The 10,361-nt window shown below is 72.7% G+C and carries 9 protein-coding genes; 3 read left to right on the top strand and 6 right to left on the bottom strand.

Features of this window, described 5'->3' with window-relative positions; translation table 11 throughout:
* Window positions 1–880 (top strand): FkbM family methyltransferase (locus ABD285_RS07065; protein WP_344201465.1); only part of this gene is annotated, 880 nt, incomplete at its 5' end.
* Here the strand turns inward: ABD285_RS07065 and ABD285_RS07060 are convergent.
* The 4 genes from ABD285_RS07060 to ABD285_RS07045 all read right to left on the bottom strand — a co-directional run bounded on the left by ABD285_RS07060 (window position 844) and on the right by ABD285_RS07045 (window position 5,170).
* On the bottom strand, window positions 844–1,920 hold the full coding sequence (locus ABD285_RS07060; RefSeq protein ID WP_284253265.1) for a hypothetical protein: 1,077 nt from the start codon (window positions 1,918–1,920) through the stop codon (window positions 844–846). The genes ABD285_RS07065 and ABD285_RS07060 overlap by 37 nt on opposite strands.
* On the bottom strand, window positions 1,917–3,161 hold the full coding sequence (locus tag ABD285_RS07055; protein WP_344201462.1) for a sensor histidine kinase: 1,245 nt from the start codon (window positions 3,159–3,161) through the stop codon (window positions 1,917–1,919). The genes ABD285_RS07060 and ABD285_RS07055 overlap by 4 nt, the downstream gene beginning before the upstream one ends.
* Window positions 3,151–3,843, bottom strand: coding sequence for a response regulator transcription factor (locus ABD285_RS07050; protein WP_284253267.1), 693 nt, complete (start codon window positions 3,841–3,843; stop codon window positions 3,151–3,153). Before ABD285_RS07050 ends, ABD285_RS07055 begins: the two co-directional genes overlap by 11 nt.
* A 76-nt stretch (window positions 3,844–3,919) precedes the next feature.
* Complete coding sequence (locus ABD285_RS07045; RefSeq protein ID WP_284253268.1) at window positions 3,920–5,170, bottom strand: class I SAM-dependent RNA methyltransferase; 1,251 nt, start codon at window positions 5,168–5,170, stop codon at window positions 3,920–3,922.
* 18 nt (window positions 5,171–5,188) lie between these two features.
* On the opposite strand from ABD285_RS07045, the gene ABD285_RS07040 reads away from it, so the two are divergent.
* Both ABD285_RS07040 and ABD285_RS07035 read left to right on the top strand, forming a co-directional pair.
* Window positions 5,189–5,806 carry a Maf family protein gene (locus ABD285_RS07040; RefSeq protein ID WP_284253269.1) on the top strand — a complete coding sequence of 206 codons (618 nt, stop codon included), beginning with the start codon at window positions 5,189–5,191 and terminating at the stop codon, window positions 5,804–5,806.
* Between the two features lie 73 nt (window positions 5,807–5,879).
* Window positions 5,880–7,655 carry an acetyl/propionyl/methylcrotonyl-CoA carboxylase subunit alpha gene (locus ABD285_RS07035; protein WP_284253270.1) on the top strand — a complete coding sequence of 592 codons (1,776 nt, stop codon included), beginning with the start codon at window positions 5,880–5,882 and terminating at the stop codon, window positions 7,653–7,655.
* A gap of 117 nt (window positions 7,656–7,772) precedes the next feature.
* Here the strand turns inward: ABD285_RS07035 and ABD285_RS07030 are convergent, their stop codons facing one another.
* A complete protein-coding gene (locus ABD285_RS07030; protein WP_284253271.1) occupies window positions 7,773–8,708 on the bottom strand; it encodes a hypothetical protein in 936 nt (311 codons plus the stop codon).
* Between the two features lie 207 nt (window positions 8,709–8,915).
* Window positions 8,916–10,352, bottom strand: coding sequence for an NAD(P)H-quinone dehydrogenase (locus ABD285_RS07025; RefSeq protein ID WP_284253272.1), 1,437 nt, complete (start codon window positions 10,350–10,352; stop codon window positions 8,916–8,918).
* Window positions 10,353–10,361: the final 9 nt, after the last annotated feature.

The following is a 10,361-nucleotide window of genomic DNA, read 5'->3' as shown; positions in this document are numbered from 1 at the left end:
GCCCGGGTATCTCGCGCCGGCCGCGCGCCGATACGATCTGTTCTACCCCCGCCTGCCGCGTCCTCTCGGACTCCCCCTGAAGAAGGTGCACGTGACCGTCGACGCCGCATCCGCCCCTCTGCCGAGAGCCTCCGCCGTGCGTCGCAGCGGCTGGCGGCTGCGCGCCGGCCACGCCCTGTACCGCCTGGCGACCCGGCTGCACTGGGCGGAGCCCGAGCTCAACGGGCTGCGAGCCGTCGTCCGGCCGGGCGACGCGGTGCTCGACATCGGAGCGGCCCTCGGCATGTACACCGTGCCGCTCGCCGACATCGTGGGCCGCGACGGCCGCGTCTTCGCCTTCGAGCCCCAGCGCCGCGGCGTCCTCACGGTGCGGCTCCTGCGCGTCCTCACCGGCGCGCGGCAGGGCACCACCCGTCGCGTCGCGCTCGGCCCGAACGCCGGCGACGGGCACATCGCCGTCCCGTTCCGGCGAGGGTTCCCGATCTTCGGTCACGGCCACATCGCGGAAGGGGCCGACGACGGGCAGCACCGGCTGCACCAGAGCCGCACGCACATCGACACGGTCGACGCGTGGTGCGCCGCCCACGGCATCGACCGCGTCGCCTTCATCAAGGTCGACGTCGAGGGCTTCGAGCCCTCGGTCATCGAGGGCGCGCGCCGGATCATCGACCGCGACCGTCCGAGCCTGCTGCTGGAGATCGAGGACCGGCATCTGGTGCGCTACGGGCGCGACGCCGCCGGATTCCTCGCCGAGCTGCACGAGCGCTGGCCGGAGTACCGGATGCACACCTGGGACGGTGCGCACTGGATCGAGACCGGGACGGTCGACCCCGCCACTCGCAACTACCTCTTCGCGACCGAGGCCGCGCTCGCCGGCTGACCCTCGTCCGCGGGCACGGTGCGCGGGATCTCGAGCCACAGCGCGACCGACTCGTCGTCGTCGTCTTCGAGGCCGAGGGCGCGCGCGTGCTCGTCGGGGCTGCGCAGGCCCACGACGGTGACCGCGACATCCGAGCCCTCGGGCACGGTGCGGGCGATGATCCGGTCGGCATCGGTGTCGCGGATCGCGGCGGCCAGCCGGTCGAGCACCCGATGGAGGTCGTCGCCGCTCAGGTCGTCGATGCCGCCCTCGTCGAGCAGCGCGACTGTGGCACCGCGCCGCCGTGCCCGCATCGCCTGCTCCCGCACGGCGTCGTTGAGCAGCCGCCGCCCGCGGATCTCGTCGCGGATGGCCCCCTCCAGGTGCAGGCACTCCTCGCGCTGCTCGGGGGTCAGGTCGCCGCCGGAGCGTTCGATCGTCTCGAGCATGTGCAGCGCCATCCGGCCCGTGCGGTCCAGGCGGAACTGCCGCTCCATGACGTGCGCCTCCTGCGCGGCCTGCCAGTCGGCGGTCTCGCGTTCGGCGAGCGCGAACCGCCGGGTCTCCCGGGCCGCGCGGGTGAGCGCGGAGCTGATGACGTGCGCGACCGTGACCCAGCTCGCGCTGCCGATGACGCCGAAGGTGACGAGGCCGAGCGGCCCGGCCCAGAGCGCGGTGTGGGCGGCGAGGAACGCAATCCCGCCCCACGCCCATCCGGGTCGCAGCCGGGTGCAGACGATCGTCATCAGGGCGCCGTCGCCCGCGATGTACCAGGTGGCGTAGCCGGTGCCCCGCAGATCGCCGAGGTCGACCTGGCTGCTCACGAGGAGCGTGATGGCGATGAGCGTCGACATGCTGAAGGCGGCGAGCCAGACCGGCATCCGGTTGGGGCCGATCGGCAGCAGGGTGAGCGCGACCGCGATGCCGAACAGCACCATCGCGACGATCACGGGGTAGGGCGAGCTCACCCGGTCGAGGGCGTACACGCCGAGCACGAGCACGTAGGCGCAGAACAGCCCGGCGATGCCGACGATGATCCAGCGGGGCACTCCGACGTTCACGCGGCCTCCCCGGAGTCGATCGCCGCGCTGGCCGGCGCGTCCTCTGCGGGCCAGCGCAGCAGGATCGTCGTGCCCTCGCCGGGTCGAGAGCGCACCTCGGCGCGTCCGCCGGCGTTCGCGAGCCGCTCGATGATCGACACGCGCAACCCGAGCCGTTCCCGAGAGACCCGGGAGGGATCGAATCCGTTGCCGTCGTCGGTGACCTCGACGTACAGGGCGCCGTCCCGGTCGGTGATGCGCACCCGACGGCGCGCCCCGTCCCCCGCATGGATGATGCTGTTCACTGCGGCCTGCACCGCGGCCGCATGCATCGCCTCCCCGGCGACGCTCGGGATCGCCCGTGGGCCGAGGCGGGCGACGGAGATCGCGAAGGGCGCGCTGAGCTGCTTGACGGCATCCCGGATGCCGTCGGCGACGAGCGCGATGCGCACGGCGGAACCGTCGTCGGGGGTCACCAGCGCCGCCTCGCGCAGGTGCGCGATCGCCGCCGACGCCATGCCGGCGGCGAAGGTCTGCGCGCTCGCGGTATCGGCGCGCGCCGCGGTCAGCAAGGTGGTGAGCACGCTGTCGTGCACGATCGCGTCGATGCGCACCCGTTCAGCCTCCGTCGCATGCTCCCGGACGGCGCGCGCGTAGCGGTCGAGCGCGAGCGCCTGCGCCGTGTCGACGTGGGAGGCGGCGGAGCGCAGCATCGTGATCAGGATGAGGATCGCCCCGCCGAGCATCACGGAGTAGACCGAGTCGAGCGCCGCTTTGAGCGGCGAGAGCGCACCGCCGGATTCGGTGAGCCGGAGTCCCGCGTAGAGCGCGGGGATGGCGATCAGGTACACGGTCGCCGACGGCACGGTGAGGCCGATGGCGGCCATGCCCGTGGCGACGGTCATGAGGTAGTAGATCCACGGGCTGTCGGTGCTCGGATGCACGACCACGAAGGGCCAGGTCAGCACGACCAGCAGATAGACGGCGGCGAAGGCGACGTTCGCGACCTGCACGTGCCGGCGCAGGATCGCGGCGAGCAGGGCCGCGAGCAGCGACAGCACGAGCAGGCTCACGACGGCCCAGGTCCAGCCCGGACGCGTGTCGCCGGCCTGGGCGGCGAGCACCGGCGCCGACTGCAGGAAGAACACCAGGCCGATGGCGGCCGCGGAGCGCGAGATCGCGGCATCGACGCGCGCCAGGCTGAGCGGGGCGCGGACCTGGCGAGCGGGCGGGGGGACGGCGCGAGCCGGGCTAGCGTCCATCGCCGTCGACGTCGAGCCCCGGCAGGATGCCGTCCTCGACGGCCCGGCGCAGCAGGTCGACCTTCGTGGGGGCGGGGCGCCCGACCTCGACGTACTTCACACGGATGCGGTCGAGATACTCGCGTGCGGTCGAGTAGCCGATGCCCAGCTGCTCGGCGGCGAGCTTGAGCGGCAGGCCGGACGCGTACAGATGCAGGATCTCGCGCTCCCGCCGGCCGAGCTGTGCCTTCGCGAAGTCGCGGTCGGCATCGATCGCCGTCGCCCACTCGAGGTTGTTGAGCACGTCACCGCGTGCGACCGTCGCGGCGGCGGCGATCACGGTCTTCGTGGCGGCCGACTTCGGGATGACGCCGGCGGCGCCGGCGGCGAGCGCCTCGCGCACGAGCGCGACCCGGTCGGCGATCGAGTGGACCAGCACGGCCGAGCCGGCGGCCTGGACGCGCTTGACGTTCTCGGTCACGCTCGACCCGTCGCCGAGGGAGAGGTCGAGCACCGTGACATCGACCTCGCGACCGTGCAGCCCGTTGATGAGCTCGTCGACGGTCGCCGCGGTCTCGACCACGTCGAAGCCGTCGTCGGCGAAGGCGGCGCGCAGTCCCAGCTGGACCGACTCGTGGTCGTCGACGATCGCGACGCGCACGGTGTCATGAGCTGCGGGGCGCTCGAGGGTCGGTGCGCTCATGCTGTTCTCCGGGTTTCCGAGGGGCGAACGGACCCCCGCCTCATGGTACCCCGCAGGGTCCCCGGGCACCCCGAATTCAGGCGTGTCCTTCGCGGACGAAACGACCGACGGCTTCGACGTGGTGGGTGTTGGGGAACAGGTCGAAGGCGCGCAGCGGCCCGAGCGTGTACCCGAGCCCCGCGAGCGTGCCCGCATCGCGGGCGAAGGCCACCGGATCGCACGCCACGTACACGATCTGCGCGGGCCGCACCTCGGCGAGCGCCTCGAGCACGGCGCGGCCGGCACCGGACCTGGGCGGATCGAGGATGACCGTCGCGTCGGCCAGGCGAGCGCGCTCGGCGGCCCCGGCATCCGCGAGCCCGCGCACCCAGCGCTCGACACGCGCGGTCTCGGCGCGTGCACCGACCCACTCGGCGAGGTTGCCGGCCGCATGCTCGGTCGCGCGCGCGTCGGACTCGACGCTCGTGATCCGCAGTGCCGGCCCGGCCAGGTCGCCGAGCGCGGCCGCGAGAAGCCCGACGCCGCCGTAGAGGTCGAGGTTGGCGGCCCGTGGGTCGAACAGGTCGGGATCGACAGCGTCGCGCACTGCGGCCGAGAGCGTCTCGGGCGCCGCGGCGTGCACCTGCCAGAACCCTCCGTCGTCGAGCCGGAACTCCCGGCCGCCGACGCGCTCGCGGATCGCGGTCGGCGCCTGCCGGCCGATGACGAGCCGCGCCTCACCCTCGCTCGGTGCGAGCACGTCGACCGTGTCGGCGCCCGCGAACGGCTCGCGGATCGGGGCGATCTCCTCGATCGCCGCGGTGACCAGCGGCAGGCCGGCGGTGCGGATGACGCGATGCGACCGGGCGGCGTACGGGCCGACCGTGCCATCGGCATCCACGTGCAGCCGCACCCGCGTGCGCCAGCGCGTGCCGTCGGCCTCGCCGGGAAGCGCCTCGACCTCGGTCGGCCGCTCGATCCCGGCGAAGCGCTGCAGCGCCTCGGCGAGCACCGCCGCCTTGAGCTCGCGCTGGTGCTCGTTCGCGATGTGGCCGAACTCGGCGCCGCCGGCGCGGTCGTCGGGGTCGCGCTCGAGCGCCGCCTCGGGCCAGACGTGCGGGCGCCGGTGCGGGCTCGGCTCGATCACCCGCACGGTCTCCGCCCGCCAGAACGACGGTTTCGAGTCGTCGGTGATGCGGGCGAGCACCCGCTCGCCCGGGATCGCGTCGGCGACGAACACGACGCGCCCGTCGAGCCGCGCCACGCTCACACCGCCGTGGGCGATGCGCTGCGGCTCCAGCTCGACCTCGAGCCCCGGCGACTGCGCTTTCTCGGAAGACCGGCTCACCCCTCGACAATAGGGAGCGTGACCCGGCTCTACCTGGCATCCACCTCGCCCGCCCGCCTCGCTACCCTGCGCGCGGTCGGCATCGAGCCCGTGACGATGGCGCCGGAGGTGGACGAGGACGCCGCGGTCGCCGCCGCCTCCCTCGACCACGGCCCGCTCGACGCGCTCGCGACCGTCGCCCTGCTCGGCCGGCTGAAGGCCGAGGCGGTCGCCGCGCGGGTCGGCGACGGCCTCGTGCTCGGTGGCGACTCGGCGTTCGACCTCGGCGGGGTCGTCTACGGCAAGCCGCACCGGCCGGAGGCGGCGCGGGAGCGATGGATGGCGCAGCGCGGCCAGTCCGGCATCCTCTATTCCGGCCACACGCTCATCGATGCCGCCGACGGCCGCAGCGCATCCGGCGTCGCCTCCGCCACCGTGCGCTTCGCCGACGACATCACCGACGACGAGATCGACGCGTACGTCGCGACGGGCGAACCGCTCGAGGTCGCGGGCGCGTTCACGATCGACTCGAAGGGCGCCGGGTTCATCCGCGAGGTCGACGGCGACCCGCATGCCGTCGTCGGGCTGAGCGTGCAGCTGCTGCGCACCCTGGTGCGGCGTCTCGGCTACGAGTGGCCCTCGCTCTGGAACCGGTGAACAAGCCCCGCGGGCCCGTTCTGTCGAGCTCCGACAAAGGGAGCCCGCTCCGGGCCCCATAGGCTGGGTTCTCATGGCGCGCATCACGAAGGTCCTGATCGCGAATCGGGGCGAGATCGCGGTGCGGGTCATCCGCGCCGCCCGGGATGCGGGGATCGCATCGGTGGCCGTCTACGCGGACCAGGACCGCGACGCCCGCCACGTCAAGCTCGCCGACGAGGCGTACGCCCTCGAGGGCGCCACGAGCGCCGAGACCTACCTGGTGGTCGACAAGCTGCTGTCGGTCGCGCGCCGCTCGGGTGCCGACGCCGTGCATCCGGGCTACGGCTTCCTCGCCGAGAACGCCGACTTCGCCCGCGCCGTGATCGCGGCGGGCATCACCTGGATCGGACCCTCGCCCGACTCGATCGAGCGCCTCGGCGACAAGGTCAGCGCGCGGCACGTGGCCGAGAAGGTCGGCGCCCCGCTCGCGCCCGGCACGCTCAACCCCGTGAAGAACGCGGCCGAGATCACCCGGTTCGCCAAGAAGGTCGGCCTGCCGGTCGCCATCAAGGCGGCGTTCGGCGGCGGCGGCCGCGGCCTCAAGGTCGCCCGCACCCTGGAGGAGATCCCCGAGCTGTTCGACTCGGCGGTGCGCGAGGCGACTGCGGCGTTCGGCCGCGGCGAGTGCTTCGTCGAGAAGTACCTCGACGAGCCCCGGCACGTCGAGACCCAGTGCCTCGCCGACGCGAAGGGCAACGTCGTGGTCGTCTCGACGCGCGACTGCTCGCTGCAGCGCCGGCACCAGAAGCTCGTCGAGGAGGCGCCGGCGCCGTTCCTCACCGACAAGCAGCGCAAGCTGTTGTACACGGCGTCCAAGGCGATCCTCAAGGAGGTCGGCTACCTCGGCGCCGGCACCTGCGAGTTCCTGATCGGCAAGGACGGCACGGTCTCGTTCCTCGAGGTCAACACGCGCCTGCAGGTCGAGCACCCGGTCTCGGAGGAGGTGACCGGGATCGACCTCGTGCGCGAGCAGTTCCGGATCGCCGAGGGCGGCACGCTGGACTACCCCGACCCGGAGCCGACCGGGCATTCGATCGAGTTCCGCATCAACGGCGAGGACCCGGGCCGCAACTTCCTGCCGACGCCCGGCCCCGTGCAGGTGCTGCGGTTCCCCGGCGGCCCGGGCGTGCGCGTCGACTCCGGCGTCACCACCGGCGACGTCATCTCGGGCGCCTTCGACTCGCTGCTCGCCAAGCTCATCGTCACCGGATCCGACCGCAAGGACGCCATCGAGCGCTCCCGCCGCGCGCTCGACGAGTTCGAGGTGTCGGGACTGCCCACGGTGCTGCCGTTCCACCGGGCGATCGTGCGCGATCCGGCCTTCGTCGCGGCCGACGGCCACTTCGGCGTCTACACCCGCTGGATCGAGACCGAGTTCGACAACCGTATCGAGCCGTGGGGCGGGATGCTGCCCGAGGGCGCTCCGGCCGACGAGCGTCATGAGGTGGTCGTCGAGGTCGACGGCAAGCGCATCGGCGTCTCGCTGCCGGCCAGGCTGCTGCCGGGCGGTGCGCGCGGCGGCGGGGCGGGGCGGGCATCCACCCCGATCCCGAAGCGACGCGGCGGGGGCACCGTCGGCGCCGCCGCCACCGGGGATGCGGTGAAGGCGCCCATGCAGGCGACCGTCGTGAAGCTCGCCGTCGCCGACGGCGACAAGGTCGTCAAGGGCGACCTGGTGCTCGTGCTCGAGGCCATGAAGATGGAGCAGCCGATCACGGCCCACAAGGACGGCACGATCGCGAAGCTCGCCGCGACGGTCGGCTCCACCGTCTCCGCCGGGCACCAGCTCCTCGCGATCGAGGGCTGACCCCTCGCGCGTCGCGTGCGCGCTCCGCGCCCCCCGTTCTCCACATCAGACCGCCGTTTCGCCATCGGATCGCATCCGCGCGGGAGCGATCCGATGGCGAAAGCGCGATCGGTTCGGTCAGTGCGCCCCGACCGAACGCAGGAGCGCGGCGAGTGAGGCGGGATTCCGCGCCTCGCGCCAGCCCCACCGCACGAAGGCCCGGCACTGCCGACGCAGCTCGTCCTCTCGCCGTTTCTCGTCGTAGACCACCTCGTCAGCGCTGCGCCCATCGCGGAATGCCGGGTCGAGATACTTCTGACGTCCGTCGAATTCACCGATGAGGCCGAACTCGGGCCACCAGAAGTCGACGAGCCAACAGCCGCCCGCGGATCGCGGAAACGGCTGCTGCAGGATCGCGGACGGCAGGCCGATGCGATCGATCGTCACGCGGCTGGCGGATTCGCCCGCCGAGCCGCTGCGGCCATCCGCGAAGTCGACCACATGCCGGGCGCGTACCTCTCCGTGCCGAAACGGCACACGGGCGAGCTCGCTCTCCAGGTCGGGAGCTCCTGTCCGAACAGCCAGTTGGGCTCGGGTTCGAGGGTTGAGGGCTGCATCCGCGACGGCGACCGCGCGCGAGAGATCGCCGTCACGTGCCACATCGACGACGGTGCGGGCGAGCCCCGTGACCAGCATCCCGTCGATCGTCACGACCTCGCCCCGCGGCTCGATGCGCCGGCGGATGTTCGAGGTCGACCCGGCGCGGCCCTCCGTCAGCACGTCGAACCTCGAAGCTCGCGGCCCGATCCAGGGCAGCCCCCAGGCGGCGGCCGCGGCACCGTGAGCGAGCACGATGCCGGGATGCGTCGCGCAGATCGCGCGGATGCGCATCCCATATCGCTCTTCGGCGTCGAGCGAGGTCCAGTCATCCTGCGGCAGATATGCCCCGCGGACGACTCGAACGAGTTCGCCGGCCTTCGCACGCTCGGCGAGTCGGCGGCGCGCGCTCTCCGTGCGGGCGTCACGAGCGAGAAGGAGTCGCCAGCGCCATTCCGACGGGACCATGTCGAGCATCGCGACAGCGTCACGCAGGCGCCGCGGGGCTTCGGATCCGCCCCGCTCCGTCGGTGGATGATCGGATGCCGGAGCCAGTGGGGACGAGACCCCTCGCGACCGATGCCGCATTCGCCATCCGGTGGTACCCGCGCGGGATCGAGCGGATGGCGAAACGTCGATCGGATGCGCCGGGGGCCCGCGCACGAACCCGGCCGCAGCGCGGCGTCAGCTCACGATGTGCATCGCGCGGGCCGCGTCGGTGACCGAGCCCGACAGCGACGGGTAGACGCTGAACGCCGAGGCGAGCTGGTCGACCGTGAGGCGGTGCTCGACGGCGAGCGCGATCGGCAGGATGAGGTCCGACGCCTTGGGAGCCACCACGACGCCGCCGATGACGGTGCCGGATCCGGTGCGGGCGAACAGCTTCACGAATCCGTCGCGCAGTCCCATCATCTTCGCGCGCGGATTGGACGCGAGCGGCAGCTTGTAGACCTCGCCCTGCGCGATCCCCTCCTCGATCTGGCGCTGCGACCAGCCGACCGTGGCGACCTCGGGCTGGGTGAAGATGTTCGACGTCACGTTGCGCAGCTCGGTCGGCGTCACCGCATCGCCCATCGCGTGGAACACCGCCGTGCGGCCCTGCATCGAGGCGACGGAAGCCAGCGGCAGGAAGTCGCTGCAGTCGCCCGCCGCGTACACCGACGGCATCGAGGTGCGCGCGACCCGGTTGACGCGGATGTGGCCCGACTCCAGCAGCTGAACCCCGGCCTCCTCGAGGCCGATGTGCTCGGTGTTCGGCACCGCGCCGACCGCCATGAGGCAGTGCGAGCCCTCGACCGTGCGGCCGTCGGTGAGCGTCACGACGACCCCGTCTCCGGAGCGCTCGACCTTGGCGGCGCGGCTCTTGGAGAGAACGTCCATGCCGTTGCGGGTGAACACGTTCTCGATCACCCGCGCGGCGTCGCTGTCCTCGCCGGGCAGCACCTGCTCGCGGCTCGACACGAGCGAGACCCCGGCGCCCAGCGCGCGGTAGGCCGACGCGAACTCGGCGCCCGTGACGCCCGAGCCGACCACGATGAGATGCTCGGGCACCTCCTCGAGCGTGTAGAGCTGCTTCCAGGTCAGGATGCGCTCGCCATCCGGCTTGGCCGACGGCAGCTCCCGCGGCCGGGCGCCCACCGCGACGACGAGCGTGTCGGCGTCGATCTCGTCGAAGTCGGTCCGCTTTTTGCCCGATCCGGTCGAGACCAGGATGCGGGTGGGCCCGTCGAGGCGGCCGTCGCCCGTGACGATCCGCACGCCCGCCTTGATGAGCTGCGACTTCATGTCCTCGGACTGCTGCCGGGCCAGCAGCAGGAGGCGCTGGTTCACCTGGGCGAGGTTCACGGTGATGTCCGGCCGCACGGCGCGCCCCGACGCGTTGTGCACGAAGAACTGCACCCCGAGATCGGCCGCCTCGCCCACCGCGGCCGCCGCATCGGCCGTCGCGATGAGCGTCTTCGAGGGCACGACATCGGTCAGCACGGCCGCGCCGCCGACCCCGTCGCGCTCGACGAGCGTGACCTCCGCGCCGAGCTGGGCGCCGGTCAGGGCGGCCTCGTAGCCGCCGGGCCCGCCCCCGAGGATGGCGATGCGTTGCGTCCGCTCGAACTCGTAGGGCATGCGGCTATT

It is taken from the genome of Pseudolysinimonas kribbensis (assembly GCF_039531715.1).
GTDB classification, from domain to species: domain Bacteria; phylum Actinomycetota; class Actinomycetes; order Actinomycetales; family Microbacteriaceae; genus Pseudolysinimonas; species Pseudolysinimonas kribbensis.
This window is presented reverse-complemented; position numbering and strand designations above follow the sequence as displayed.

Bases quoted from the DNA above. Each gene is read 5' to 3' on its own strand.
- ABD285_RS07055 (WP_344201462.1), bottom strand. From the start codon at position 3,161: ATGGACGCTAGCCCGGCTCGCGCCGTCCCCCCGCCCGCTCGCCAGGTC.
- ABD285_RS07050 (WP_284253267.1), bottom strand. From the start codon at position 3,843: ATGAGCGCACCGACCCTCGAGCGCCCCGCAGCTCATGACACCGTGCGC.
- ABD285_RS07035 (WP_284253270.1), top strand. From the start codon at position 5,880: ATGGCGCGCATCACGAAGGTCCTGATCGCGAATCGGGGCGAGATCGCG.
- ABD285_RS07030 (WP_284253271.1), bottom strand. From the start codon at position 8,708: ATGCTCGACATGGTCCCGTCGGAATGGCGCTGGCGACTCCTTCTCGCT.
- ABD285_RS07025 (WP_284253272.1), bottom strand. From the start codon at position 10,352: ATGCCCTACGAGTTCGAGCGGACGCAACGCATCGCCATCCTCGGGGGC.